This is a genomic window from Riemerella anatipestifer (assembly GCF_009670965.2).
GTDB lineage: Bacteria > Bacteroidota > Bacteroidia > Flavobacteriales > Weeksellaceae > Riemerella > Riemerella anatipestifer_B.
Window position 1 is genome coordinate 285,622 of the sequence record NZ_CP073239.1, and the last position, 26,937, is coordinate 312,558.

General features: G+C 35.7%; 24 protein-coding genes and 1 pseudogene. 14 read left to right on the forward strand and 11 right to left on the reverse strand.

What is annotated here, in order from left to right; all coding sequences use genetic code 11:
• The first annotated feature begins 376 nt into the window (after positions 1–376).
• From D1J36_RS01335 to D1J36_RS01345, 3 genes and pseudogenes are all read left to right on the forward strand, one after another.
• Entirely contained in the window at positions 377–1,555 is a 1,179-nt protein-coding gene (locus D1J36_RS01335; RefSeq protein WP_154137144.1) for a hypothetical protein, read from the forward strand.
• Between the two features lie 78 nt (positions 1,556–1,633).
• A complete protein-coding gene (locus D1J36_RS01340) occupies positions 1,634–2,209 on the forward strand; it encodes a hypothetical protein (protein WP_154137145.1) in 576 nt (191 codons plus the stop codon).
• Between the two features lie 98 nt (positions 2,210–2,307).
• Positions 2,308–3,026, forward strand: a pseudogene (locus D1J36_RS01345) (DNA-binding domain-containing protein).
• A gap of 174 nt (positions 3,027–3,200) precedes the next feature.
• Here the strand turns inward: D1J36_RS01345 and D1J36_RS01350 are convergent.
• Together D1J36_RS01350 and dusB are read right to left on the reverse strand one after the other, a co-directional pair.
• Positions 3,201–3,962, reverse strand: coding sequence for an exodeoxyribonuclease III (locus D1J36_RS01350; protein ID WP_154137146.1), 762 nt, complete (start codon positions 3,960–3,962; stop codon positions 3,201–3,203).
• Between the two features lie 15 nt (positions 3,963–3,977).
• Complete coding sequence (dusB, locus tag D1J36_RS01355; protein WP_154137147.1) at positions 3,978–4,955, reverse strand: tRNA dihydrouridine synthase DusB; 978 nt, start codon at positions 4,953–4,955, stop codon at positions 3,978–3,980.
• Positions 4,956–5,147: 192 nt separating this feature from the next.
• Between dusB and D1J36_RS01360 the strand changes: the two genes are divergently transcribed.
• The gene (locus D1J36_RS01360; protein ID WP_154137148.1) at positions 5,148–6,941 is read left to right on the forward strand and encodes a hypothetical protein; all 1,794 of its coding nucleotides are present in this window, start codon (positions 5,148–5,150) and stop codon (positions 6,939–6,941) included.
• Positions 6,942–7,015: 74 nt separating this feature from the next.
• Here D1J36_RS01360 and D1J36_RS01365 read toward each other — a convergent pair whose 3' ends face one another.
• Positions 7,016–7,870 carry a hypothetical protein gene (locus D1J36_RS01365; protein WP_154137149.1) on the reverse strand — a complete coding sequence of 285 codons (855 nt, stop codon included), beginning with the start codon at positions 7,868–7,870 and terminating at the stop codon, positions 7,016–7,018.
• A 283-nt stretch (positions 7,871–8,153) separates the two neighbouring features.
• Between D1J36_RS01365 and D1J36_RS01370 the strand changes: the two genes are divergently transcribed.
• Genes D1J36_RS01370 through D1J36_RS01390 form a run of 5 tightly spaced genes read left to right on the forward strand, consistent with a single transcriptional unit; the run spans position 8,154 to position 10,501 of the window.
• Complete coding sequence (locus tag D1J36_RS01370; RefSeq protein ID WP_154137150.1) at positions 8,154–8,666, forward strand: hypothetical protein; 513 nt, start codon at positions 8,154–8,156, stop codon at positions 8,664–8,666.
• Between the two features lie 20 nt (positions 8,667–8,686).
• Positions 8,687–9,199, forward strand: coding sequence for a hypothetical protein (locus tag D1J36_RS01375; protein WP_154137151.1), 513 nt, complete (start codon positions 8,687–8,689; stop codon positions 9,197–9,199).
• Between the two features lie 32 nt (positions 9,200–9,231).
• On the forward strand, positions 9,232–9,699 hold the full coding sequence (locus tag D1J36_RS01380; protein WP_154137152.1) for a hypothetical protein: 468 nt from the start codon (positions 9,232–9,234) through the stop codon (positions 9,697–9,699).
• Between the two features lie 4 nt (positions 9,700–9,703).
• Complete coding sequence (locus tag D1J36_RS01385; protein WP_154137153.1) at positions 9,704–10,150, forward strand: hypothetical protein; 447 nt, start codon at positions 9,704–9,706, stop codon at positions 10,148–10,150.
• Positions 10,151–10,180: 30 nt separating this feature from the next.
• On the forward strand, positions 10,181–10,501 hold the full coding sequence (locus D1J36_RS01390; RefSeq protein ID WP_154137154.1) for a DUF805 domain-containing protein: 321 nt from the start codon (positions 10,181–10,183) through the stop codon (positions 10,499–10,501).
• Positions 10,502–10,551: 50 nt separating this feature from the next.
• Here the strand turns inward: D1J36_RS01390 and D1J36_RS01395 are convergent, their stop codons facing one another.
• Entirely contained in the window at positions 10,552–13,737 is a 3,186-nt protein-coding gene (locus D1J36_RS01395; RefSeq protein ID WP_154137155.1) for a hypothetical protein, read from the reverse strand.
• Positions 13,738–13,921: 184 nt separating this feature from the next.
• Between D1J36_RS01395 and D1J36_RS01400 the strand changes: the two genes are divergently transcribed.
• The 5 genes from D1J36_RS01400 to D1J36_RS01420 all read left to right on the forward strand — a co-directional run bounded on the left by D1J36_RS01400 (position 13,922) and on the right by D1J36_RS01420 (position 20,304).
• On the forward strand, positions 13,922–14,662 hold the full coding sequence (locus D1J36_RS01400) for a T9SS type A sorting domain-containing protein (RefSeq protein WP_154137156.1): 741 nt from the start codon (positions 13,922–13,924) through the stop codon (positions 14,660–14,662).
• Positions 14,663–15,326: 664 nt separating this feature from the next.
• Positions 15,327–15,710 (forward strand): HU family DNA-binding protein, encoded by a 384-nt coding sequence (locus D1J36_RS01405; protein WP_154137157.1) that lies wholly within the window; start codon positions 15,327–15,329, stop codon positions 15,708–15,710.
• Between the two features lie 162 nt (positions 15,711–15,872).
• Positions 15,873–16,712, forward strand: coding sequence for a hypothetical protein (locus tag D1J36_RS01410; RefSeq protein WP_154137158.1), 840 nt, complete (start codon positions 15,873–15,875; stop codon positions 16,710–16,712).
• Between the two features lie 241 nt (positions 16,713–16,953).
• Positions 16,954–17,748: a thymidylate synthase gene (locus D1J36_RS01415; protein WP_154137159.1), complete on the forward strand. Its 795-nt coding sequence runs from the start codon at positions 16,954–16,956 to the stop codon at positions 17,746–17,748.
• 45 nt (positions 17,749–17,793) lie between these two features.
• The gene (locus D1J36_RS01420) at positions 17,794–20,304 is read left to right on the forward strand and encodes a M1 family metallopeptidase (protein WP_154137160.1); all 2,511 of its coding nucleotides are present in this window, start codon (positions 17,794–17,796) and stop codon (positions 20,302–20,304) included.
• 57 nt (positions 20,305–20,361) lie between these two features.
• Here the strand turns inward: D1J36_RS01420 and D1J36_RS01425 are convergent, their stop codons facing one another.
• The 7 genes from D1J36_RS01425 to lpxD all read right to left on the reverse strand — a co-directional run bounded on the left by D1J36_RS01425 (position 20,362) and on the right by lpxD (position 26,878).
• Positions 20,362–21,030, reverse strand: a complete 669-nt coding sequence (locus D1J36_RS01425) for a porin family protein (RefSeq protein WP_154137161.1) — start codon at positions 21,028–21,030, stop codon at positions 20,362–20,364.
• Positions 21,031–21,128: 98 nt separating this feature from the next.
• Positions 21,129–22,001, reverse strand: a complete 873-nt coding sequence (gene sucD, locus D1J36_RS01430; protein ID WP_004918657.1) for a succinate--CoA ligase subunit alpha — start codon at positions 21,999–22,001, stop codon at positions 21,129–21,131.
• Between the two features lie 102 nt (positions 22,002–22,103).
• Entirely contained in the window at positions 22,104–23,006 is a 903-nt protein-coding gene (locus D1J36_RS01435; RefSeq protein WP_154137162.1) for a UDP-3-O-(3-hydroxymyristoyl)glucosamine N-acyltransferase, read from the reverse strand.
• Between the two features lie 64 nt (positions 23,007–23,070).
• Positions 23,071–23,634 (reverse strand): elongation factor P, encoded by a 564-nt coding sequence (gene efp / locus D1J36_RS01440; RefSeq protein ID WP_004918666.1) that lies wholly within the window; start codon positions 23,632–23,634, stop codon positions 23,071–23,073.
• 26 nt (positions 23,635–23,660) lie between these two features.
• Positions 23,661–24,449 carry an acyl-ACP--UDP-N-acetylglucosamine O-acyltransferase gene (lpxA, locus tag D1J36_RS01445; RefSeq protein WP_004918668.1) on the reverse strand — a complete coding sequence of 263 codons (789 nt, stop codon included), beginning with the start codon at positions 24,447–24,449 and terminating at the stop codon, positions 23,661–23,663.
• 7 nt (positions 24,450–24,456) lie between these two features.
• Complete coding sequence (locus tag D1J36_RS01450) at positions 24,457–25,851, reverse strand: bifunctional UDP-3-O-[3-hydroxymyristoyl] N-acetylglucosamine deacetylase/3-hydroxyacyl-ACP dehydratase (RefSeq protein WP_064969499.1); 1,395 nt, start codon at positions 25,849–25,851, stop codon at positions 24,457–24,459.
• Positions 25,844–26,878 (reverse strand): UDP-3-O-(3-hydroxymyristoyl)glucosamine N-acyltransferase, encoded by a 1,035-nt coding sequence (gene lpxD / locus D1J36_RS01455; RefSeq protein WP_154137163.1) that lies wholly within the window; start codon positions 26,876–26,878, stop codon positions 25,844–25,846. Before lpxD ends, D1J36_RS01450 begins: the two co-directional genes overlap by 8 nt.
• Between the last annotated feature and the right edge of the window lie 59 nt (positions 26,879–26,937).

The window sequence follows — 26,937 nt, forward strand, 5'->3', positions numbered from 1 at the left end:
AGTTTCGTGGGTATGCGTCGTATTATCTAGAAAATTCTTTGGACTTTTATCGTTAATTATAAATACAATTCCACCAACTTTCGTTGGCGGATTTTTTCGTTTATACCATTCTAATTTTAGCTTTCATAAATACATGCTAAAAGCACCATTGTTTTGTCTCATAACATGGTCGTTCTTGTTGGGTGCTTTTAGCATTCAGAGAGGGAGTTTTTACTTTCTTTCTGCTTTAGCCTTTCCTCTCGTTTTGTGTGTGTTTAGAGGGGGAAGGCGTTTTTTTATATCAGAGCTTAGAGGTGAGATATTAGAACCTAGTATCACCTCAACCCTTAAGTCTAAAATCTATAATCTAAATATTAACAATTTTAAATTAAATGCTATGAAAACAAAGACTACAAAATTAAGTGTGTTAGCCTTTTTAGGTTTAGGGCTAGTGGTTTATGGACAAAGTGGTAAAGTAGGGGTTAATGTTTCCTCGCCTAGAGCTACTTTAGATGTTCAACCTAATGCAACTAATAGCCAAGGTGACGCCAAAACTAATGAGGGAATCTTAGCTCCTCAACTAAGTAAAACCCGTGTAGCAAGCATTGAGGCTCCCGTAGAGGGAACTTTAGTCTATGTAATAGATGATGCTACTAAAACCAATGGAGCTATAAGTAATTATACAGGTAATGATACCAAAGTAGCCAAAATAACAGAGAAAGGTTACTATTACTACAATGGCATAGAGTGGGTAAAATCTAGTGCGGAAACATCAGGGCAACTATGGAATAAAACAACAAGTTCTGCTGATACTTATACATATCTAATACCTGCTAACGAAACAAATGTGGATTTTGGATATAAAAAAACGAACCCAAATGTGAGGGCTTTACTTTTAAATATGAAAAACAATAATGGTACCGCAGTGGGAGGAGGTCTATGGTTGCCTAATCCTAATGGAGTAACACCTGAGTATGGTTTTAAAAAGAATTTTTCATCAGATATTCTTCCGCTCTCTTTACCTGCGTCTAATACTATTTGGGCTCCAGGGTATACCTTTGAAGAAACAGGAATAATGATTAACGGGAGTCATACCAATACTATAGCTTCAAATATCAGAAATTATAGAGGGGTTAACTCATCAATTACAACAAACCCTGATGTTGTTGATTTAGGAGATGTTATGGGAGTGAGGGCAAGTGTGGATTTAGGTATGGAAACGAGTTCTCAGTCAAACAGCTCTAATGTTTCAACCGTTACAACTACAACAGCTAAGAGTATAATGGGAGGTGCCTTTGGAGCAACCTCATTTTCTGTAGGAAAAGTAAATACCATAAGAGGATCTGCTATTTATTCGAATAGCTACCAAGGTGGGGAAGTAGGAAGAATGAACGCTTTAAACACATCCACTAAAATGAAGCGAGGAGGAAAAGCTGATGTTATGGAAGGAATAACTAATGAGGTGTACACTCAGCTAGCTGATAACGGAAGTTATGCATCGTCATCAGTAAGAGCAGTAGCTGGATTAAGAAATATGGTATTTATTAATGATAATACAACCGTAACAGACGGATGAGCTTCTGCTAGGTTTGATGTTACTTTTGGCAATAATACAACTGCCCCCTCTTTTGCAGGACTTTTTTATATGCTAAAGATGGATGGTAACGCAGAGGTTGGTAGATTGTATGGAAGCAGATTAAATACTGAGATTGCTACAACAGCTAAAGTAACAGATATGTACGGTATCTATTTGGATAATGTAAAGGCAGGAGCCGATAAGAATTATGCTATTTATACCAATGCAGGAAAAGTTCGTTTTGGGGATAATGTAGGTATAGGGGTAGATACTCCAGCAGAAAAACTAGAAGTTGCGGGTAATGTTAAGGCAACAGGCTTTATTGGCTCTAATGCCGCTATCTTCCCAGACTATGTATTCCAAAAGTATTACACAGGTACTTCTAGTTTAAAATCAGATTATAGCTTTAAAACCCTTAGCCAAGTAGAAGACTTTGTAAAAACTAATGGGCATTTGCCAGGGTATCAGTCTGCAGAAGCTATCAAAAAACAAGGTTATATAGACCTTATGGCAACTCAACTGACGAATGTAGAGAAAATAGAAGAACTTTATCTGCATAGCATAGAGCAAGATAAAGCTCTAAAAGCTAAAGATGCCAAAATAGCAGAATTAGAAGCTCGTTTACAGAAGCTGGAAGCTTTATTAGTAAAATAGTTTAACTTTTCCCCATTGTGACGGTATCACAATGGGGCTTTTTTATACTTCACAAAGTATTATAAACATCTAATACTAACATCAAAAATTTATACATTATGAATACACTAAAAGCGTGGTTGCGTCCCAACCTACTCACCAAAGATGACCCTAACGATTTTGTAGCCGTGCCACTTTTAGGTGGTAGCCTTGGTATTACAGAAATTATAGAAGCCCTCAAAAAAGAGGGTATGGAGATACAAACTGAAACGGCGGTAGATATTATCACCCACTTTAATCGCAAAGCCTCGGAGTTGGTACTCAACGGGTATGGTGTAAATACAGGGCTGGTGTATATGCGTCCTGCCATTAAGGGTGTATTTTACGATAAGACTTGGGATAAAGAGAAACACTCCGTTTATGTGAATGTGAACCAAGGCACTGACCTAAGAAAAGCCGCCAACGATACCAAAGTGGAAATCCTTGGTGAGCAATCCAGCCCAATGAGCGTGTTCAGCATCACTGATAAAGTTACTGGCAAAGCAGACGGCACCCTTACCAAAGGCAAAAACGCAGAAATCAAAGGTACTTACATTAAAATAGATGGCGATAATCCTAAAAATGTATCGTCTTTAAAAACTTAGACAATCAAAATGAGGTCAAGTTGGCTAAAGATAATATCGTAATCAATGAGCCGTCAAGGGTGCTTATTCTTGTGCCTGCAGATTTGGAGGCAGGGAACTATGAACTCAGCATTACAACACAAAGCAGCACGGGTTCTGTCTTACTAAAAGAACCAAGAACGGAGAAACTACCTAATCCAGTGGTTATTGTCTAATAAGGTATTTTAATTTTAAAACCAAGGCTACTCATTTAACGAGTAGCCTATTTTATTACCTCTTACCGAATACTACGGAACAAAGTCTCCGCACTTACCGTAACGGGGTGTCTGTCCTTAGGCTAACAGAGGGTCTGTTACGGTAAGGACAGACGCTCTGTTGAGAAACACGCCCTATTTTAACTCTACTAAAACGGGACAATGATCCGAGTGATAAGCCTCACTAAGAATAAGCCCTCTAGACAAACGGCTTTCTAACGAGTCTGACACAAAATGATAGTCTAATCTCCAACCCTTATTATTAGCTCGTGCATTTTGTCTATAACTCCACCATGAGTATTGGTTGGGTTCGGTATTAAAATAACGGAAGCTATCTATTAACCCACATTCTTTTATAAACTCTGTCATCCATTCTCGCTCTATAGGAAGAAAACCAGATACATTTTTTAATCTTACAGGGTCGTGGATATCTATTGCTTGATGACAGATATTAAAATCTCCCGAAATAATTAAATTAGGAATGGTTTTTCTTAGCTCTTTTATATAAGCTAAAAAATCATAGCAAAACTGCATTTTGAAATCCAGTCTATCTATATTAGTAGCGGAAGGCACATATACAGATATTACCGAAAAATCTTCAAAATCAGCTCTTATCACTCGTCCTTCTTTATCGTATGGCTCCATATCACAACCATATTCTACATGCTTAGGCTGAATTTTAGTAGCGATACCTACCCCGCTATACCCTTTCTTTTCCGCAGAAAACCAATAGGTATGGTAGCCCTCTTTCTCAAAACTTGCTATATCTATTTGGTCTTTTTGAGCCTTGCTTTCCTGAAAACAAATAACATCGGGAGCGGCATGTCCTAACCAACCGATTAAATCCTTATTAAAAGCTGCCCGAATACCATTGACATTATAAGATATTATCTTCATTATTTTGTTTTAGCTTTAATTATTTGCCTCTATGATTTGACTGATGAGGCTATCCATTTCCTCCAAAGTAAGTATTTCTAAAAACCTTTTTCTATACTCCTTAAAATGTGGTACCCCACGGAAATAATTACTGTAATGTTGCCTCATTTCAATAAGTCCAAGGCGTTCACCTTTCCATTCGGCACTCCATTCGGCGTGTTGTCTTACTGCGGTTAAACGGTCTTGCAAAGTAGGTTCTGGAAGTAACTCTCCTGTTTGGAAAAAATGTTTTACTTCATTAAAAATCCAAGGATAACCAATGGCAGCCCTACCAATCATAACCCCATCACAAGCATATTTGTTTTTATAATCTAAGGCTTTTTGAGGCGAATCTATATCTCCGTTCCCGAAAATAGGAATCTCAATATTAGGGTTTTGTTTAATGCGAGAAATATGCTCCCAGTCGGCTTCCCCTTTATACATTTGAGCCCTCGTTCTTGCGTGTATGGTAAGGGCTTTAATGCCTGCCTCTTGCAGTCGTTCCGCTACTTCATCTATATTGATGCTACTAGTATCCCAGCCCAACCTTGTCTTAACCGTTACAGGTAAATGGGTGGAATTCACTACGGCTTTAGTAAGCCTTACCATTAGGTCTATATCTTTTAAAACCCCTGCTCCTGCCCCTTTGCAAACCACTTTCTTCACAGGACACCCAAAGTTAATATCTACCAAATCGGGTTGTACCGTTTCTACTATTTTGGCAGACATCGCCATAGCTTCCTCATCTCCCCCAAAAATCTGGATACCAATAGGTCTTTCATAATCAAAAATATCTAACTTCTTTTTAGACTTTATAGCATCTCTGATAAGCCCTTCCGAAGAGATAAACTCCGAATACATTAAATCTGCACCATGCATTTTACAAAGCCTACGAAACGGAGGGTCGCTCACATCTTCCATAGGAGCCAGCAATAAAGGAAAATCTGGCAATTCTATATTCCCTATTTTTACCATTCTGCAAAAGTAAGTGTTTTTAATTTAAAGCAAATCCTATGTGAACAATTTTTTAAACACCCTCTTGCCTAGCTATAAAACCAAGATAGTTACTACATATTGTAGATACTATGTAGACGAAAATAATTTATTTTAAACTATGGTTTTATTACCTTGCACCGCTAAAATAATTAGTAAAAAAGATATAATAAGATGTTGAGAAGAGAAAAGTTAATTCTATTTTTTTGTTTATTCCCACTATTCTTATACACTCAGTCTGTAGATATTACACAGACACTTATTTTACTAGATAATCAAGACCAGCAAGGTAAACATCAAGAGGTGCAGAAAAAACTAGAGCAACTTATCACTGAAAATAAAGGTAACCCTAAAAATTTAACGCAACTCTATGCCCTACAAAGCAAAAGAATGACAAGGCTAGAGAACTATAAAGAAGCACAAAAATTTCTTACCCTCACTGAAAAGACAGCACAACAATCCAAGGATAAGTATGCCCAAGCTATCTCTTATTACGCTCAAACTTTTTATTACAAATATTTAGGTATTAACGATCTTGCCATAGAATACGCCCACAAAACACTAGACACTTTACCAAAAAACTCAGATTACTATTTGGAAGCTCTAATCTATTACTATCTCTATAGTTCACATTCTGACTGGGACAATATAAACCAATGCAGAGAGTATATAAAAAGAAGCCTAGACGCTGCACAAAAAGCCCAAGAAGGTAAATACGACCTTATGACGAATGCTTACTCTGCAAAGTCTACACTAATGAAGTTTCTTTTTAATAAAACTCAAAACCCAAAATATCAAGACAGTATTAGGTACTATCTTAATCAAGCAGAACAAGTCTGCAACCAAAATCCTAATAAAGTTAATCCTAGAGCTTACGCCATTACCACAATCAATATCGCCAATTATTTTTTTGAAAAATGGAATAAAGCTCCATCACCTCAACTAAAAGACAGTATTCTAGTTCAGCTCAATAAAACAGAAAAAGTTTTATCTAAGGTCTATGACAAAGATGAAATTCTGGCAAATGCTATGGGCATACGCTCTCAAATAGCTCTAAAAGAAGGCAACCCCAACGAAGCCGAACGCCTATTAACCGAAGCCTACAATATTCTAAGCAAAAGAAATCCTATACGATACTATACCATTCAGAACATTTGCAATGGTCTAGTAGCTCTTTACACTTCACAAAACAAGTACGATAAAGCTCTCTTTTATAAGGATAAACAAATGGTATTTCAAGACTCTATCTATAAAAAAGAACAAATAGAGAATGTCTACAAAGCGGAAGCCATACACCAAAATAAAGAGATGAAAAAGGAGCTAGATGAGACCAAAGAAAACTCCAAAAATCAAAGGCTAAAAAACTATTTTCTCATAGCATTTATTATTGTTTTAATAGGAATGCTTTATTTTATATATCAATTTTTACAACAAAAAGTAAAGTTACAGCAAGAGAAGACTCTTCGTCTAAAACAAGAAAAAACCGAAGCGGAAACAAAAATAAAACTCACCCAAGAGGAATATAAAAGACTAGAAACAGAAAAAGAGTTACTTGCACTCAAAAACCAACAAATAGAAAAAGAAAATCTTGCTAAATCTCTTAACATAGAAAGAAAAAATGAGTTATTAGAAAAACTTAATACCGAAAACATCAAAAAGTTAGAAACTATCCTCAAACAAGAAAAAAGGATTGACAAAAGTCTTGATAACTCTCTCAATGAGTTTAAAAACATCAATCCTCTATTTTTTGAAAAACTGCAAAGCCAAGCCAACGGGAAACTTACCCAACTAGACCAACGCTATTGTGGTTATATCTACCTTAATTTATCTACTAAAGAAATAGCCACCATATTTAATGTAGAAGCCAAAAGTGTAAGAATGACAAAATATCGCATCAAACAAAAACTCAACTTAACCGACCTCTCTTTAGAAGAGTTCTTACACACACTAGGGAAAACTTACAAATAATAATACAAAGTTTACAATACAAAAAATCGGAGAGCTTCCCCTCCGATTTTTTTGTATGATACTGTGCTAAAACACTACTTAGTAACGGTTTTGTATTCTATCTTAGAGGTCTTGTATTTCTTATCATCCAAACTATTCTCAAACTCTGTAGGAAAGTTTTTATCATTATAAGTATACTTATAGGCTTCTGTATGCGTGTAAACACTCATATTATCTACCTCTTTACTACTTGTAGTCAGTACATTATTGAAACTGCCCAATGAGGCACCTAACACAAATTGAGAATACCCCAACTTACCAAAACCGCTAATATTCTTAAAAATTGAATTTTTATCGTCGTAAGTATAACTTTCTTCCTTAGTCGTTTCATAAACATACGGCGAGGAGCCATAATAATTTGTTGAGGTTTTCTTTCCTACAACCTTCATTACCTGTTTATTAGGCGTAAGTGTGTAGGTATAAGTTCCCACATCCTCTAACCTTAGTTCACCCCCATTTACATTTTTTCTATTGTAGGTTACATTTACACTGCTCCCACTAAGTTCATAAGTATAGATATCTGTAGTAGTAGTACCACCATAACTTGACACTAGAGTTTCTTTAACTAAATTCCCCTTACTATCATATTCAAACAACCTTTCCTCTTCATCACTTTTTACCTTAACAAGAAGATTATCTTGGTAAGAAAAAGCAGTATTCCCCTCTCCATCACGACTAACCATTTCAGTAAGTTTAGTCCCATTATAAGTAAAATCATAAACTGATGTTCTCTGCGTGTTATCGTAATTGTTGTAATAGGTTTCTTCTACCTTAGAAGGCAATAGCAACTCCTCTTTAGGAGTAGTAGGTTCATCACCATTTCGGTTACAAGACACCGCAAAAAATGCAGGCAAAACTGTCATAGATAATAAATAAAATACCTTTTTCATAGAAATAAACTTTAAATTATACGAAATTTTGATACTACAAAGATAACTATTTGTCACTTTTTAATATGCCATTATATCCCATAATTTTAAATATTTAGATGAAAACTTTAACCTTAATACATCAATCCACACAATCGAACCTTCTAAAAACTACTGTTTGTAGTTCTTTGTATTTACACTTTAAAACCAACCATTTAATAAACTTATAGACACTTTGTAGACGTTTATTTTCTCTTCATTTTCGCTTTAACACATAATTTTGCTCTATCGGAAATCAACTAAAATGAAACAATACCAAGATGTAAAACTATCGGGACTCTACGCTGTACTAATGTTTTGGGCAGGTGTCTTGTTTATATTTCCTATGCTTGGACTTTTGTTTTATGCTGTCTTTTCAAGAGAACCTATAACTATGAACGAAATTGGTTTTGGGGTACTTTTTACTATTATCACACTTATTTTCTTATGGGTTTGGGTGATGATGTCCAAGGCAGAAATCAAGAATAACAAACTGCATTTAACCAAGTTCTTCCGTCCAACTAAAGTGTATGATTTGTCTGAGGTTGTAGGGCTTAAGACTTTTGGGATTGGAAAAACAGATACCATTAAATTTGGAAAAAATGGTGTGCAAGCAGGGAAAGAAAGTTATAATTGGCTAACCGTCGAAAAACATGGTGTGAAAGAGCACTTTGTTATCATTGCTCAAAATATCCATATAGACAAAGAGCCAGTGGACACACAGCAAATGTTAAAAGATATTTTCGCAGAGAGTAAAAAGTTAAAAAATCAAGTATAAACTTTAAAAGAAAAATAACTATGAAACAATACCAAGATGTAAAACTATCAGGAAAATACACTGATTTAAGTTTTTGGGCAGGGCTTATCTTTATGCCACCTATCTTTGCCCTATTCTTTTATATTCTAATGGGAGGAGAACATGGTACACTCAAAACCATTATTTTCGGTTTAATTTTCGGGGGCATAGCTATACTTTTCCTATGGATATGGGCTATAATGTGCAAGGCAACCATCAAGAATAACCAGCTACATCTGAAAAAATATTTCCGTCCAACTAAAGTTTATGAACTTTCAGAAATAATAGATGTAAAAACCATGAATTTCACTAATGCTAAACATATCCAAGTATCAGGAGAAGGCATAAAATTGAGAAAGGACACCTATAATCTAGTAACCATGGAAAAGAACGGTATCAAAGAAAAATTTATGATTGTAGGATACAACTTCTTTCTAGGTAGCGAACCTGTAGATAGTGAACAAATCCTTAAAGAGATTCTTACAGAAAATAAAAAAACCAAAGGTCAGATATAAAAACTTTTAAACATTAACAAATATAAGCATTTATGAAAAATCTATTTTTAGGACTGTGTTTTGCAGTTATGGGGTTATTTTCTAACCAAGTACAAGCGGCTAAAGTTATTCCGATAGGAACAACAGAAAAACTAGAAATGGTAGCAGACCTACCCAATACGGAAGATTACCAAGACCGTCCTGGGGAATATGTGGATTTAGGGATAAAGTATAGGTATTTCCATATAGCGTGGATGCCTGTTTGGATAACAGAAGAACCAACATTGGTAGGACTTAGCTCTATTAACAAAGAAATTTATTACGAACTAACCGACCAACAGATTAAAGACATCATCAAAGAAAACAAATTAGCTAGTGCAGAAGAGTTAGCAAAGTTAAGTTTTCTTGATAGACATTGGGGGAAATTAGTTATACTAGGAATTATTGTCTTGTATTTAGGATACAGTATGTTCTTTGGCTCTAATGAAGAAGAAGAGGAAGAGAAGAAAGAAGAAAATTAACTGAATGAAGCAATTATTTTTAGGATTGTGTTTGCTGATAACAGGTTATACACAAACATACGCTGCTAGAAAATCTGGCAATGTAGAAAGAATAAAAGTAGTAGCAGAACTTCCAAAAACTAATGATTATGCTATCGACGGAACAGATGATTACATCGATCTCGGCATACTGTATGGAGAGTTTGTAATAAAAGGCTCATCTTTTTGGATTACCAAAGAACCTGTTTTGGTTGGCGTAAGCTCCAAGTATAATGATGTTTACTACAACCTTTCTCCTCAGGACATCAACTGGATAATCAAAGAAAACCAATTACCGCCTGCTGAAGAGTTGAAAAAACTGAGTTTTTACGATAGATATTCAGGGCTTGTAATATTCATTTTGGTCATCATAGGGACTGTCATTTATGCTATCATCTATTATTCAAGAAACCCTAAAAATAAACAAGAGTAAAAAACAACAACAAATAAAAATATTCAAAAAATGGGCGAGAATTTAAACAATTATTTCATAGGCGTGATTAAAAATCATTACGCTGATTTTAAAGGGAGAAGCAGCAGAAAAGCTTATTGGACTTTTGTAGGAATCAATTTTTTATTTTCCTTTGCATCAAGTTTTGTAGAGATTTTAGGTATTTTATATTCACTGGCTTTACTACTACCTAGTTTAGCTATCGCTGTAAGAAGAATGCACGATGTAGGTAAAAGCGGTTGGTTTCTATTAATTCCTTTTTATAATATCTATTTGCTCATTATAAAAGGAGAGGAAAGAGAAAACCAATATGGACCAGTTCCTATTGACTAATCAACAAAAAAGACTGCTAAAATTAGCAGTCTTTTTTTATATAAAGCACTCTAAAACCCTGCCCTCACTTGCACACTTCCTATATGTATGGTTCTATCTCCAGAGTTTCGTCCCTCATAGTTGAGGTTAAGTTTTATAAATGAATTTATAGACTGCTGCAAAAACACCGTCCATACCTGATTTTTGCCCACTTTAAGTCCTTCCAACATTTGGTTACCTACCAAACTAAAACTATTGCCTTTAAAATCATTATTGATGAACGAAAAACTTCCCCTAACCGAAGTCTTAGAACGCTCCCATTGTAAACTTCCTGTAAGGTCAAAGGTTTTTAAAAGCTCTTCTCCGTCCAGCCTTTGTTTTTGCTTTAAAGCAGAAGATAGCTCTGCTTGTATAGCCTCTGTAAGTTTATAGGTTAATTTTGGGCGTGTTTCTAGATGAATTAAATGATAATCTCTAGATTTAAACATCTCCGAAGCATTGGTTAAGCTCTGATACTGATTTTCCCAATCCGCTCTAAGATTTTTATTGAACCAATAGCCAATATTCACCAAGTGAGAAGACTGCTTTTTAGACTCTAAACTGAAATTAGCATTTATTAAGTTATCATTTAATATCAATCGGTAAGTGCCATTCCACCCCGAAACCTCATTAGGTAAAAATTGTGCCGTTGCCAAGAAGTTTTGATTTTTCAGAATTTGATTTTGTTGTTTTTCAAATGGATTCCAAACCAAAACACGGTCTTTTTTATAAAAAGAATTTTGAGATAAAAGCGAAAGATTAAAGTTCCACCTTTTCACAAAACGATTTTGAGAGTTAAATATCTGTGCTGGACTGATGAATAACGACAGCTGAAGTTTGTTTTTATTAGAAGGTAAATATTTTATTGTATTGGTATAAACCCTGATGTATCGCGCTAAATCGGCATACTCCGCTACCTCAAACTCGTCTAACTGCTGTACCCCATCGCCGTTGTAGTCTGTCCATTTGTAAATCCCTTGTCCATCGGTTACTTTTAGATACTGAAATTCCCTTTGTGCCTCTTGCCCATTACCCAACTCATAAAAGGCTTGGAGCCTCGCTCCGTTATTAAACAACTGCTGATGGTATAAAATATTCCCCACCACAAAATCCTGATTTTGATTCTGAACCAACGATTCCGAAGTATGATAAAACTTACGATAATGAGCCAATGCCGTAAGAGTTGTTTTTTCATTTTTAATGATTTGGCTCTCCACCATTGCCCCAAAAATATGATTCACCTTTTCTAAACCTGCATTTCTCACAGAGTCGTTCTCTCTTAGGTAGAGTTTCGTTAAAAGTAAAGTTCTGTTTTCATCAGCTATTTTTTTCTGTACAAATAGTTCTCGCCACGCAAAACTCGTGGCATCTGTTTTTTGGATATTATTGAAGTTTTTAAGGTTATGTTCCATTTGCCCACCCAATGTCCAGCTTCCTTTTTCGCCTAAGTATGAAGTAGAAGCAAGACCTCTTACAAAACGAGTATCCTGAAAATCCGAATTGGTATTAAGGTAGGATACATTACCTTCTGTAAGCCATTTGTTTTGTATCCATTTAAAATTCAAATCATTTTTAATCCCTTGATAAGTACCAGCTTCGTTGAGGAAATTAAGGGTATAGTTGAGTGCAGAGCCTTGCTTCCACTCATTTAAAAAACCAAATGTAAGTCTGTTTTGTGTTCTATGATTAAACTCTTGAGAAAGATTAAAATCCCTAGCGAACTCCACATTATTAAGACGGTCTAAGATATGAAATCGCTTATTGATATGCTGAAACTCAAAGCTTGGCGTTCCCTTCCATTGACCTTTAGTAAAGGTTTTTGCCCCTACTATCCGAGCGGCGTAGCCTTTATTTTCATCATTATTTTTGGAAGAGAATAAATTAACATCGTAATGACTTAACGAAACATCAGCTCCCACATAGCCTTGATTAAGTAAATAAGAAACATTCGCCGAAAGCACCTGTGTTTTTTGAGGAGCTGGTAACTTTCGCAACGCAGAATAGTCGCCTCTACCTTGCCCTACATACTCAAAAATCCGACCGTTATTCGTGGTTTGTTTCAGTGTATAATCGCCCACATTTTGCCCTGTGTAAGAAAAGGAAACTTGATAAAGTTTTTCATTAGCATCAGTAGAAAACTCATAGTAGTCCCCATTAGCATCGCTTACTTTTCGGTAAAGAATTTTATTAACATCGTAAGCCGTTTCAACCCCAGACGGAGCCACCATCAAAGCAGAATTACTCCCTGCCTGTGCCAATACCTTTTGGTCGTCTTCGCTCAAATTAAGCGATAGAGGTGCATTTTTGTTATCACTTTCAAGAAACCAATTAAGCCCAAGTTTCAATTTCTCTCGCTGATGTTCCACACCTCCAGTAACTAAAAAACGCGTGTAGTTTCGGTTAGTATAATTGTATGAAATGGTAATGAAATTTTGATTGTAAATAGGTCTAAAACTCGTAAAGGCAACCTCTCCCGTATTGTAGTTGATGGTATAATCTAAGTTCTCCCCTCTCTTCATTAAAACGCCATCAATAAACACTTGTTCGGAGCCAGATATAATGGTAATGAAGGTTTCGCCATTCTTACCTAACAGCCTATAAGGACCTTGGTTGCCTTCCACTCCCTGAAACCTAATTCTATGAAATTCGCTACGAGCCACCCCCGCCGACAAATGAATAGAAGTTGGATTTTCCTTTCCCATTTTGGTTTGAAACTCTAGCCCTAGACTACGCCTTTGATACCTTCCGAAGTAAGTCGTTTCATCATTCAAATCCAAATGTCCCGCTCGAAGGAACGATTTTTTTTTGATGTTGAGCTGTACAAAAATTTTATCAAACTCGTCTAACGTTTGCGTATAACCATCTGCCTGTATCGGAAGGTTATGGTCCGAGATACTGGCTAAAATAGATACCTCTTGGCTTAATTGACCCGAAATCTGTAAATCCATTGAGCTTTGCACCGATGAGCCTTGGGCATTACCAAAAGAAATCCCTCTTATAATAGCTCCTTGAGCATTAAGGTTACCTAAATCCAGTTGAGGCTTACTGGCAGACGGAAGCTCTAGCTTCTCTACGATACTCCTTTGTGGTAGCTTTATAAAATCCAATGTATCTCTTGTAAAAACCTCTTTGTTGATATTAGCTATAATAAGACTATCTTTCTTTGTAGAGTCTTTAAGATAAGGGTTATGCCAAGAAAATACCTGCCCATATACCATATATGAGTTAAACCAAACTATGAGCAAAGCGACTATATACTTCAAGATATGACTAACAAGAAATTGCAAATTTACATAACAAAACATTAACAAAACTTAACATAAATCATCTTATTTTTTTTCGTGCTTTACCGTAAAGTTTTTATTTTTGAGGCAAATAATAACTTTTAAAATAAAAAAAATTATGAGAAAATTTTATTCTTTAATTGCAAGTGTAGTCATTTCAGCTTGCATCAATGCTCAAGTTTTCCAAGAGAATTTTAACAGTATGAATGGTACTGGAGGTAATGATGGTAGCTTTAATGGCAGTATAGCTGCTACATCTCTTAGTTCGTATGGAGATTGGACACTGAACAGAGCCTACGAAGCTAATGCCTGTGTTAAAATAGGCACAGGGAGTGGTCTAGGAAGTGTAACTACCCCAGCTATCGCATTAACAGGAAACGGAACACTTTCCTTTAGAGCTGCTGCTTGGAATACTAGTAGAGAACAAACTTCTCTTAAAATTTCAGCAACAGGAGGTACACTAAGTCTTTCAGAAGTTACATTAGACAAAGGTGCTTTTAAGACCTACACTGTGGATATTACTAATGCTACAGGAGATTTAAAGATTACCTTTGAGGGCTTTCAAGCGACTAATTCTAGATTTTTTCTAGACGATGTAGTAGTTACAGAAACTGCTATGTCTGTATTTGATGTTAATGCTAAAAAAATCAGCTTAGTTAAAAACACCGTAGTAGATACCCAACTACTATTCGGAACAGATGCTGACATCAAAATTTACAATGTTAATGGGCAGTTAGTAAAATCTGCTAAAGTAAATAACGGTGAGGCTCTTAACCTATCTTCTCTACCTAAAGGAGTTTACATTGTTTCTGGAGAAGTAAACGGTGAGAAAGTTTCTCAGAAAATTATCAAGAAATAAGTCAAATTTACTTTTAATTTATCATTAAAGTCTTGGATAATCCGAGACTTTTTTGTTTATAAAAATCTTATTGTGAGTATAAATAACTCTTTTTTTTAGATTCTTTCCCAAAAAAATTTGCACACTTCCGCAAAAGGTGATATGTTTGCCCCAGTTTATGCAGTACACTATCAACCACATACAAAAAAATGTAAAAAAGTTGCAAAATTATTTGGCTGTTCCAAATAATTTTGTAAACACACACACCACACACACAGAATAGTTGCGTGCGTACGCGTATTATACTACTTTTTATCTAGATTTTTATCATCAATTATAAATAATGTTCCTCCAATTTCTGTTGGGGGCTTTTTTCGTTTATCCTATTTTAAATTTAGTTTTCATCAATATTTGCTACAAGCACCATTGTTTTGTCTTACAACTTGGTCGTTCTTGTTGAGTGCTTTTAGCGTTCAGAAAGGTAGCCTTTGCTGTCTTTCTGCCTTAACCTTTCCTCTCGTTTTGTGTGTGTTTAGAGGGGAAAGGCGTTTTCTTATGAGTTCAAAGAGCTTTAGTTTAAGGTTTAAAGTTCAAATATTCAAGGAATCATCGGAGCTATTGAACTACGCCCCCAGAACTTTAAACCTTAAACATTGAACCTTAAACCCTTTAAATATTATAGATTATGTCAATTAAGTACAAAACCATTCAGAAAGCCCAGCCAGGTGTGGCGGGCGGAGGCGACAAAAAATTCTATGCATCGCCTGTGTATCAAGGAGAGAAAACTCTAGAGGGTCTTACCAAAGACATCGAGAAAATTTCCACCGTAAGTGGGGCAGACATTAGAGCGGTGCTTTATGCCCTCGTAGATGTGATGCAAACCTCATTATCAGAAGGGCGAATTGTAAGGCTAGGCGAACTCGGCAGTATGAGAGTAAGCCTTAGCAGTGAGGGCAAAGCTAAAGAAGAAGAGGTAACTTCGGCAGTGATTAGAAACACAAAGGTACTGTTTACCCCGGGGTCTGACCTTAAAAAGATGCTACAAACGCTGAAGTTTGAGAAAGCCTAGCCACCCACGAAAAATTTCCTAGCTAGAAAATGGTAATTCTCAAGCTAGGAAATCTTAATTCCCTAGTTAGGAAATTCTAAACGCCACGCTAGCGAATTTTAACCCAAAGAATAACAAAGAAAAAATTAAACAAAATCATTAACAATTTTAAAATTAAATATTATGAAAACAACAGCTACAAAATTAAGTGTACTTGCCTTTCTAGGTTTAGGTTTAGCGGTTTATGGGCAAGATTACAGTGGCAAAGTAGGTATTAACATCTCCACACCTAGTGCAACTTTGGATGTAAAATCAAAATCTTCTGCTTCAAAATCGTTTCGAGTAGAAAATACTTCGGGCACAGAAACTGTTACTGTATTAGACAACGGTAATGTAGGCGTGGGTGTTGCTTCCCCTACTGTTAAATTGGATGTTGCAGGAGCCGTAAAGATAGCGGACGGTACGCAACAAGCGGGGCGGGTGCTTACTTCAGATGCAAACGGTCTTGCCAGCTGGCAGGCTTTGTCGATTGGTAATAAAATGGCTAAAATTGTTTTGTCCAACAATAACTTTACCGTGCCTACGGTTAAAAGTGGAGGAAGTTTAGTAGCGGTAAAGGAAAAAGCTAATAATACTATTATTTATTTTGATGAAATAGGAATTACTTACAATGCAGATAAAGATGCTATACATCTTCCACAAGGAAAATACATGTTTTTTGTCGGTCATGATATTTATGGTGCGGAATATTGTTTTTTTCAAGTTAATGAAGAAAGAAATGGAACTGTTGTAGGTACCCCTTATGCAACTTTTTATGAGGGCTGGCTGAATACTTCTTTCCCTTTAATATTGAGCCAAGATGCAGATATTAGCTTTTCTATTTTAGGTTTTGCCGATGATAACTGGGTAGATGATGGGACTTCTCGTAATTTAGCTAATCCCAATCCTCGCTTTTATCTTAAAGCTTCTGAGTATGTGAACACTTCATTTTTTAATTCTATAACCATATTGAAGTTAAATTAATTAGATTACTTTTGAGAGAGTAAAAGATTTGCAAACAAAGCGTTTCTAATAACAGATGATGATGAACTCTCCAAACACAAAGTCCTAATTGGCTGAATAAGTTTTTATTCCCCATTGTATATTATAATAGAGATTTTTTTAGAGCAATTCTTTTTATAAAAGGAGATTCTTTTTAGTTTACAATCATTTTATGTTTTCATACTTCCCAAAAAACATTAAATTTGGGATTTAAAAGATTATAATGCAAAACTATCTAGACTTACTTCAACATATACTAGACCACGGGACAGACAAAACCGATAGAACAGGCACAGGTACAAGAAGTGTCTTTGGTTATCAACTTAGATACGACCTTTCTAAGGGCTTCCCTCTAGTTACTACAAAAAAGGTACACCTCAAATCTATTATTTACGAACTCCTTTGGTTTCTAAAAGGAGATACTAATATTAAATACCTTAACGAGAATGGCGTAAGCATTTGGGACGAATGGGCAGACGAGAATGGCGACTTAGGTCCCGTCTATGGTGCTCAATGGCGAAGCTGGAAAGGTGCTGATGGTAAAGTTATAGACCAAATTTCAGAGGTTATACACCAAATTAAAACTAATCCTGATAGCAGAAGGCTCATCGTATCTGCGTGGAATGCTGCCGAAATCCCTAATATGGCACTAGCTCCTTGCCATGCTTTGTTTCAGTTTTATGTTGCTGATGGTAAGTTATCACTACAACTTTATCAAAGGAGTGCTGATGTTTTTCTAGGTGTTCCTTTCAATATTGCTAGCTATGCATTGCTGACTATGATGGTAGCCCAAGTATGTGGTTTACAAGTAGGCGAGTACATTCACTCGTTTGGAGATGTGCATATCTATAACAATCATTTTGAACAAGTACAAAAACAACTCTCCAGAGAGCCTAGACCGCTTCCTACTATGAAACTAAACCCTAGCGTAAAAGACCTTTTTGATTTTAAATTTGAGGATTTTACACTAGAAAATTATCGCCCACATTCGGGTATTAAAGCACCTGTTGCTGTATAGTCAACAATCAATTAGTAAAATGTTTAAAATCTAAATTAAGTATATATGAAAAAAATTATCATCACTGCTTTAGCTTTAGGCTGTATTATTTCTACCCAATACAGTTTCGCTCAAACCGAAACTTCTGGGAGAGAAACCGTCTATCGTGCTACACATACTAAAACTACCGAACTTAAGCATACCAAACTAAAAGTAAGTTTTGACTTTGAAAAAGAGCAACTTAACGGAGAGGAATGGCTTACTGCTTCGCCTTATTTCTATCCATCAGACTCTTTAGTTCTTAACGCTAAAGCAATGCTCATACACGAAGTGGCTTTAGATAAAAATGGAAGCAAAGCTCCTCTAAAATACAGTTACAAAGACGATATTCTGCACATTTCTTTAGATAAAACTTATCAGAAAAATCAAGATTATACAGTTTATATTAAATATACCTCTAGACCTAACGAGGTAAAACAAAAAGGAAGTAAAGCTATAAATGATGCTAAGGGACTTTACTTCATCAATGCTCAAGGCAAAGACCCTGACAAACCTACTCAAATATGGACTCAAGGAGAAACCGAGTCTAATTCGGCTTGGTTCCCTACCATTGATAAGCCTAATCAAAAAACTACTCAGGAAATTTATATGACCGTTCCTGATAAATTTGTTACTCTTTCTAATGGGCTTCTAAAATCTTCTACCAAAGAGGCTAATAATCTAAGAACCGACCATTGGGTAATGGATAAAAAACACGCTCCGTACCTTTTCTTTATGGGCGTTGGAGAATATGCCGTAATTAAGGACAAGTGGAGAGATATCCCTGTGGACTACTATGTAGAGAAAGAATATGCAGACTATGCCAAACAAATCTTTGGAAATACCCCTGAAATGATGGAGTTTTTCTCTAAAAAGCTAGGCTATGATTATCCTTGGGCAAAATACGCTCAGCTAGTCGGGAGAGATTTTGTAAGCGGTGCAATGGAGAACACGACTGCCGTTATCCACGCCGAACACGCCCACCAAAAACCAGGAGATTTGATAGATGACAACCGTTGGGAAAGCACTATCGCACACGAACTGTTCCACCATTGGTTTGGAGATTTGGTAACCACAGAAAGCTGGAGCAATCTCACTGTAAATGAAAGTTTTGCTAACTATTCCGAATACCTTTGGGAAGAATATAAATACGGAAAAGATGCCGCAGATTATCACCTCAATAACGATAAAAATAGGTACATACACAATCCTTCTGACTTCAACAAAGACCTCGTAAGGTTCGATTATGAGAATAGAGAGGATATGTTCGATTTAGTATCCTATAATAAAGGGGGAGCTATCCTACATATGCTAAGAAATTACTTGGGAGATGATGCCTTTTTTGCGGGTGTAACAGACTACCTCAAAACTCACGAGTATGGTACTGGAGAAGCTCACCAGCTAAGACTTTCGTTTGAAAAAGTTTCTGGCAAAGACCTAAATTGGTTCTTCAATCAATGGTACTTTAACAGTGGAAATCCGAAATTAAACATACAATACAGCTACGAACCTATAAAAAAAGAAGTAACGGTATCTGTTTTACAAAGTCAAGAAAAGCCATTTCAATTCCCACTTACTATAGATTTACACGAAGGAAACTCTGTAAAACGCCAAGATGTATGGGTAAATGCAAAAACTAAAAATGATTTTACTTTTAGTGTGAATAAAAATCCTGATTTAATAAATGTAGATCCTGCAGGAGTTCTTTTAGCTGAAATAAACAACAGCAAAACTCCCGAACAACTCTACTTACAATACACTAAGTCTAAAGAATACAAAAGCAGATATTTAGCACTAAAAGGGGCTTCAGAAACTGCGACTTACCCTAAATCAGTAAAAACAATAGTAGCTGCACTAAAAGATGATTTCTTCAGATTGAGAATTCAAGCACTTAATGCTTTAGATTTATCTAACCCCGCACACGCAAAGGTAGCATTGGCTGAAGTTGAAAAAATCGCTAACAATGATCCTAAAACTTTAGTAAGAGCAGCCGCAATATTAGCTTTATCTAAAACAAAAAACAAAAAATATCTACCTCTATATGAGAAGAATATTGATGCGGTATCTAACGCCATTAAAGGAAGTGCATTGGCTGCCATTGCACAGACCGAGCCTGAACGCGTTAAAAGTTTAGCAGACAAAATAGATCTTTCTGGTGCTTCAGAGGAATTAATTACCACATTACTACCTACCATCGTTAAAAACAAGATAGAGTCTCAGATGCCATACATTGGCGGATTGGTCACTTTTTATCCTTTCTTAAAATTTCAAAATCCTGAGTTAGGTAGTGTAGCGGAAGAAGGTTTCAACTGGATTATGACTTCTGATAATTTAAAAGCCACAGAATCTATCACCAAAATTTTAGGTCAAGCTAAATCTGAAATCCCAAACAATCCTCAAGTTAAAATGATGATTATACAAATGCTCCAAGATGGAGTTGCAAAAAAAATGGAACTGCTAAAAGCTCAACCTAATAGTGATAGTCTTCACAAACAAGTAGACAAAATAAATAAAGTTATTGAGCTTTACAAAAACTAAGGCAACAAAAAGAGAGATGAAATTCATCTCTCTTTTTCATTATAAACTATTTTGATTTTATTCAAAAATATAATTAAGCGTTAAACTTAGTACTTGTTCAGATTTTTTCTTCTCGGTACTTAAATCTCCCGTGTATGATTCTACCATATGACGATAGGTATTAGACAGTCCCAAATCATACTTTAGTGCTACTTCTAATTGTCTTTTATAACTAAATCCTAGTCCCACTCCTAAACCAAAATTAAAACTACTTGCCTTTCCATTAAGATTAGGATATCTTGGGTCATTTCCCTCTATCGTATAAACCTGTCTAGATGGGCTCTCTACAGTTTGATTGATTAGAAAATTAAATCTAGGACCAAACATTCCAAAAAATTCAGACTCTGCCTCTGAAAAGTAACCTTTTACATAAATAGGTACACTAATATAATCGTTATAATATTTAGTATTTTTATCACCTTCTCTTTTATTATAACCTGTTTCCCCAGCTTGGTAGTACTGTATTTCTGGCTGCAAATATAATTGGTCATCATTATCTGCTGGAATTAAAGCTAAAGCTCCTACTTGAAAACCTAACCTTTTACCTGATGGATTATGTGCATTTTTTACTCCAGAGTAATTCATACCAGCCCCTACTCCAAAACGAGTATTTTCAAACTGAATATTGATTTGTGCAGAAGACAACCCAAAGATTAAACCTAGCCCTGCTAAAATTACTTTTTTCATATCTATTTCTATTTAAGAATAAAACTCTAATGATACACAATTCATCATCAGAGTTTTACCATTGTAATTAAAATTTCAATATTTATTTTTCAAAAATACTATCCCAAAACCTTTGCAATAGTAACTCCTATATCAGCTGGAGAATCTACCACATTGATTCCGTTTTCTCTCATAATAGCCATTTTTGCCTGAGCAGTATCTTCAGCACCACCTACAATAGCACCAGCGTGTCCCATAGTTCTTCCTTTAGGCGCTGTTTGCCCTGCAATAAAACCAACTACTGGCTTCTTAGAACCACTAGCTTTATACCATTTAGCAGCCTCTGCTTCAAGGTTACCACCAATCTCACCAATCATTACTACAGCTTCAGTTTCTGGGTCGTTAATAAACATTTCTAAAGCCTCTTTAGTGGTAGTTCCAATGATAGGGTCTCCACCAATACCTATTGCCGTAGAAATACCATAACCAGCTCTTACCACTTGGTCTGCAGCTTCATAAGTAAGTGTTCCTGATTTAGATACAATACCTACTTTACCTTTCTTGAATACAAATCCTGGCATAATACCAATCTTAGCTTCATCAGAAGTGATGATACCTGGACAGTTAGGTCCAATTAAACGGCAATCTTTATCTGCAATATAATTTTTCACTTTAGTCATATCAGCTACTGGGATCCCTTCTGTGATACAAACAATCACTTTAATCCCTGCATCTGCAGCTTCCATAATAGCATCTGCAGCAAATGCTGGTGGTACAAAAATGATACTTACATTAGCACCTGCTTTTTCCACAGCGTCTGCTACGGTATTAAATACAGGCTTACCTAAATGCTCTGTACCTCCTTTTCCTGGAGTTACACCTCCCACTACGTTTGTTCCGTAGTCTATCATTTGACCTGCATGGAAAGTTCCTTCGTTTCCTGTAAACCCTTGTACTATTACTCTAGAATCTTTGTTAACTAATACTGACATATTAAATTTATTTATTTTTCTTTTTGATTATAACTACCCTTCACTAAAGGATTCTTATTTTTCGGTAAATTTAAGAATTTTTAAATTGATGAAAAAATTATTTTATTTCAAATTTTTCAACCTGACTTCCTTCCTTAAATAATCACGGAATTCTTCTGCTATAGCGCCAAAATAAGTTCCTTTCTTTAAATCTCTATTTACACCACATTTAGCGAGTAGTACCGTGCCTTTTTCTACTCTAACTCCAGAAGCCATACCTACTTGTCCCCAAATGGTAACCTCGTCCTCAATCACGCAACACCCCGCAATACCTGTTTGGGAAGCGATAAGGCATTTTTTACCAATAACGGTATCATGACCTATCTGGATTTGATTATCCAACACAGAACCTTCGCCTATTACTGTAGAGGCAGTAACTCCTCTATCTACGGTACACCCATTACCTATTTCTACATTATTTTCTATCACTACATTACCCACCGAAATCAATCTATCAAAATTACCATCTATTTTTCTATAATAGAATGCATCTCCTCCTAAAACGGTATTAGACTGAATGATAACATTGTCTCCTATTTCGGTTCTATCACCAATAACCACATTAGGGAAAATGTGGCAATTCTTACCGATTTTAACTTGATTTCCTAACACTACAGAAGGATGAATAAAAGTCCCCTCCCCTATCTGAGCATCATTTAAATCTTTCTTAAAATTATAAATCTGTGTAAAGTGAGTATTTATTTTATTAAAATCTCTAAAAGGATCATCAGAAATAAGTAAAGCTTTCCCCTCTGGACAAGCCACTTCTTTATCTATTAAAATAATAGTAGCAGCCGAGTTTAATGCTTTATCGTAGTATTTTGGGTGGTTTACAAATACAATATCACCTGGACGCACCATGTGAATCTCGTTAGTTCCTAAAACAGGAAAACTCTCATCTCCAACAAATTGAGCTCCTATAATATCGGCAATCGCTTTAAGCGTTTGTGGCTCTGAAAATGTCATAATTGAATATGAATTAAAAAATGAAATTCGGAGAGAACAACTCCCTCCGAATTTATTAGACTAATTATTTAACTCTCTCTAAATAAGAGCCATCTTCTGTATTTACTTTTATTTTATCCCCTGGTTCTATAAATAAAGGCACCATTACTCTAGCTCCTGTTTCCACGATAGCGTTTTTAAGAGCATTAGTTGCAGTGTTACCCTTTACACCTGGGTCAGCCTCTACCACTTCTAGATAAACTGTAGGTGGAATTTCTGCTGAAAGAGGCGTTTCATCTTCCTCCTTCATAATGATAGTAACTTCTTCTCCTGCTTTCATAAACTGAGCATTCTCAATCATTTCTTTACCAATATAGATTTGAGAAAAGTCATCATTATTCATAAAGTGGAACCCATTATCATCATCATAAAGGTACTGAAATTTACGAGTAATTACCTTTACTTCGTCTATCTTATGCCCTGCTGAGAAAGTGTTATCAATCACTTTACCATTAGTTACAGACTTAAGTTTAGTTCTCACAAAAGCAGGTCCTTTACCTGGTTTTACATGTAAAAACTCGATTACCTTGTAAATGTCGTTGCTGTAATTGATGCAAAGACCTTTTTTAATATCAGCTGTTGTTGCCATCTATATAATATGTTATTTATTTTTATTTAATCTTTACCTGTACCGTAACCTTTTACAATACCTCTAGGTGAGTTTTGTATAAATTGTAGGATTTCATCTCGTTCCGCAGTAGGAAGCATTTCTTTCTCTATATAAGAAACAGCTTGAGAAACATTCATTTTCATTTGGAAGATGATACGATAGATTTTTTGTATCTCAAATATTTTTTCATTAGAAAAACCTCTTCTTCTCAACCCTACAGAATTGATACCAGCATAGCTCATAGGCTCTCTAGCCACTTTAACATAAGGCGGAATATCCTTTCTTACCAGTGTACCTCCAGATACCATTACATGTTTACCTATTTTACCAAACTGATGAACTGCAGAAAGCCCACCCATAACAGTAAAATCTCCTATTTCTACATGCCCTGCAATACCACACCCATTCACAATAATTACATGGTCTCCTAAAACACAATCATGAGCAATGTGTGAGGTAGCCATTATCAGGCAGTTACTACCTATCTTGGTATATCCCAATGCTTTAGTACCTCTATTGATGGTAACCGATTCTCTGATTGTAGTATTATCACCTATAATCACCTGAGTATCTTCACCTTCAAATTTTAAATCTTGTGGTATTGCTGAAATCACTGTCCCTGGGAAAATTCTGCAATTTTTACCAATCCTAGCCCCATTCATAATCGTCACATTAGGACCTATCCAAGTACCTTCCCCAATTTCCACATCTGCAGCTATGGTGGTAAATGGCTCTACTACCACATTTTTATCTATTTTAGCTCGTCTATCTACGGCTGCTAACTGATGAATCATCTTTAATCTAGATTTTAGTTTTTGCTACTTGAGCCATAAGCTCTGCCTCTACCACTACGCTATCTCCTACATAACCATACCCTTGCATATGCACAATACCTCTTCTAATAGGTTCTATAAGGTCTATTTTGAAGATAAGTGTATCTCCAGGAACTACCTTTTTCTTAAACTTAACCTTGTCTATTTTAACAAAGTAAGTAGAATAGTTTTCTGGGTCAGGCACATTAGCCAATACCAAAATACCGCCTGTCTGTGCCATTGCTTCAATCTGTAAAACCCCAGGCATTACAGGTTCTTTTGGGAAATGCCCTGTAAAGAAAGGTTCATTCATTGATACATTTTTAAGCCCTACCACATGAGTATCAGACAATTCTAAAATTTTATCTACTAATAAAAATGGTGGACGGTGCGGAAGCAACCCCATAATCCCATTGATATCGTAAACAGGCTCCTTGGTTAAATCAAAGTCAGGCACATTTTTTTTCTTTTGTAGTTTCCATTGGCGGTTCAGTTTTTTAGCAAACTGAGTATTAACAAAGTGCCCTGGTTTGTTAGCAATAACTTTACCTTTTATTTTAACTCCTACCAATGCCAAATCTCCAATGACATCTAGTAACTTGTGTCTAGCTGCTTCATTAGGATAGTTTAAAGTTAAATTATCCAAAACTCCATTAGGACGGATAGATATTTCTTCTCTACCAAATGCCTTTTTGAGTTTTTCTGTGGTTTCTGGTGTAAGTTCTTTATCCACGTAAACAATGGCATTACTAATATCTCCACCCTTGATAAGTCCGTGGTCTAAAAGCATTTCCAACTCATGTAAGAAACTAAAAGTTCTAGCACTAGCAAATTCCTCTTTAAACTCAGAAATATGCTTCATAGTCGCATTTTGAGTACCCAATACCTTAGTACCAAAATCTACCATAGTTGTAATTTCATAAGTATCGGAAGGGATAATCGTAATATCAGACCCCGAATTTGGGTCAGTATAGCTCATTACTTCCTTTATCACTAGGTACTCTCTCGCTTTCTCTTGCTCTACGATACCTGCTTTCTCTATTGCTTCTACAAAAAACTTAGAAGAGCCATCTAAAATAGGTGGTTCTGCACTATCTAGCTCCAATATTGCATTATCTAAATCCATACCTACTAGAGCCGCCAAAAGGTGCTCACAAGTATGTATTTTAACCCCTAATTTTTCTAATGTAGTTCCCCTTTCGGTAGTGGTAACATAGTTTACATCTGCTTCCACTTGAGGGTTTCCTTCCAAATCTGTTCTTACAAATACAAAACCTGTGTTTTCTTTAGCTGGTTTTATCGTAAGATTAACTTGTTTACCTGTATGAAGACCTATCCCTGAAAGAGAAACTTCTTCTTTTAAAGTTTTTTGCTTATCACTCATTAGTATTATCTTTTGAGTTTTTTTCTAGTTGATTTAACTTTTGAACAATCTTATTAAAGTTTCGGAAGTGAACATAATTTCTTCTGAAATCACTTGCCGAAATTGCTGGAGAACCATATAAAATTTCCCCATCAGACACACTATTATTTACACCACTTTGGGCTTGTATTTTAACTTGATTACCGATGTTAATATGCCCTACAATGCCTACTTGCCCGCCCACTTGATTCCAATCGCCTATAGTGGTAGAACCTGCAATACCTGCTTGAGCCGCAATTACATTATGTTTGCCTATCTTAACATTGTGAGCAATCTGGATTAGATTATCTATCTTGGTTCCTTCCCCTATAATGGTAGAGCCAATCGTTGCTCTATCTATACTACAATTAGAACCAATCTCTACATTATTCTCTATAATTACATTTCCTAATTGCGGAATTTTTTTAAAACCTTCTGCTGTTGGTTGGAAGCCAAAACCATCTCCTCCTATTACTGTATTAGAGTGTATGATGCAATTATCTCCTATCACACAACCGTCATAAATCCTAGCACCACTATCTATTTTACAATTCTTACCAATCTTGACCCTCTTACCTATATATACATGAGGCGCAATCTGAGAACCTTCTCCTACCTTAGTCTTCTCTGAAATATAGGTAAACGCTCCTACGAAAACATTCTCTCCTAAGACAGCCGTCTGGTGAATAAATGTTCCTTCTTCTACACCTGATTTTCTATCTTGAACCATCTCGTTGTAAAGGTTCATTAGCACCTGAAAAGATAGGTAAGCATCTTCTACTGCTATAATGGTAGCTTTATAATCTTTTTTATCTAAGAGTTTTTTGGATACTACAAGAACCGAACATTTAGTTTCCTCTATAAAATGAGAAAATTTTTCCTGAGCGACAAAAGACAAATGCCCTTCTTCACCACTTTCTATAGGAGAAACCCCTGTAATTAAAGTATTTTCGTTACCTATGATTTCCCCTTCAATAAAACCTGCAATCTGAGAAGCTGTAAATTCCATAATGTGCAAAGATAGTAATTTATAATATTTCTCTTGCAATTTATACTACAAAACATCAT

Coding starts and splice junctions, on each gene's coding strand:
- D1J36_RS01335 (WP_154137144.1), top strand. CDS start 377: ATGAAAACAAAGACTACAAAATTAAGTGTGTTAGCCTTTTTAGGTTTA.
- D1J36_RS01340 (WP_154137145.1), top strand. CDS start 1,634: ATGGATGGTAACGCAGAGGTTGGTAGATTGTATGGAAGCAGATTAAAT.
- D1J36_RS01350 (WP_154137146.1), bottom strand. CDS start 3,962: ATGAAGATAATATCTTATAATGTCAATGGTATTCGGGCAGCTTTTAAT.
- dusB (WP_154137147.1), bottom strand. CDS start 4,955: ATGGTAAAAATAGGGAATATAGAATTGCCAGATTTTCCTTTATTGCTG.
- D1J36_RS01360 (WP_154137148.1), top strand. CDS start 5,148: ATGTTGAGAAGAGAAAAGTTAATTCTATTTTTTTGTTTATTCCCACTA.
- D1J36_RS01365 (WP_154137149.1), bottom strand. CDS start 7,870: ATGAAAAAGGTATTTTATTTATTATCTATGACAGTTTTGCCTGCATTT.
- D1J36_RS01370 (WP_154137150.1), top strand. CDS start 8,154: ATGAAACAATACCAAGATGTAAAACTATCGGGACTCTACGCTGTACTA.
- D1J36_RS01375 (WP_154137151.1), top strand. CDS start 8,687: ATGAAACAATACCAAGATGTAAAACTATCAGGAAAATACACTGATTTA.
- D1J36_RS01380 (WP_154137152.1), top strand. CDS start 9,232: ATGAAAAATCTATTTTTAGGACTGTGTTTTGCAGTTATGGGGTTATTT.
- D1J36_RS01385 (WP_154137153.1), top strand. CDS start 9,704: ATGAAGCAATTATTTTTAGGATTGTGTTTGCTGATAACAGGTTATACA.
- D1J36_RS01390 (WP_154137154.1), top strand. CDS start 10,181: ATGGGCGAGAATTTAAACAATTATTTCATAGGCGTGATTAAAAATCAT.
- D1J36_RS01395 (WP_154137155.1), bottom strand. CDS start 13,737: ATGGTATATGGGCAGGTATTTTCTTGGCATAACCCTTATCTTAAAGAC.
- D1J36_RS01400 (WP_154137156.1), top strand. CDS start 13,922: ATGAGAAAATTTTATTCTTTAATTGCAAGTGTAGTCATTTCAGCTTGC.
- D1J36_RS01405 (WP_154137157.1), top strand. CDS start 15,327: ATGTCAATTAAGTACAAAACCATTCAGAAAGCCCAGCCAGGTGTGGCG.
- D1J36_RS01410 (WP_154137158.1), top strand. CDS start 15,873: ATGAAAACAACAGCTACAAAATTAAGTGTACTTGCCTTTCTAGGTTTA.
- D1J36_RS01415 (WP_154137159.1), top strand. CDS start 16,954: ATGCAAAACTATCTAGACTTACTTCAACATATACTAGACCACGGGACA.
- D1J36_RS01420 (WP_154137160.1), top strand. CDS start 17,794: ATGAAAAAAATTATCATCACTGCTTTAGCTTTAGGCTGTATTATTTCT.
- D1J36_RS01425 (WP_154137161.1), bottom strand. CDS start 21,030: ATGAAAAAAGTAATTTTAGCAGGGCTAGGTTTAATCTTTGGGTTGTCT.
- sucD (WP_004918657.1), bottom strand. CDS start 22,001: ATGTCAGTATTAGTTAACAAAGATTCTAGAGTAATAGTACAAGGGTTT.
- D1J36_RS01435 (WP_154137162.1), bottom strand. CDS start 23,006: ATGACATTTTCAGAGCCACAAACGCTTAAAGCGATTGCCGATATTATA.
- efp (WP_004918666.1), bottom strand. CDS start 23,634: ATGGCAACAACAGCTGATATTAAAAAAGGTCTTTGCATCAATTACAGC.
- lpxA (WP_004918668.1), bottom strand. CDS start 24,449: ATGATTCATCAGTTAGCAGCCGTAGATAGACGAGCTAAAATAGATAAA.
- D1J36_RS01450 (WP_064969499.1), bottom strand. CDS start 25,851: ATGAGTGATAAGCAAAAAACTTTAAAAGAAGAAGTTTCTCTTTCAGGG.
- lpxD (WP_154137163.1), bottom strand. CDS start 26,878: ATGGAATTTACAGCTTCTCAGATTGCAGGTTTTATTGAAGGGGAAATC.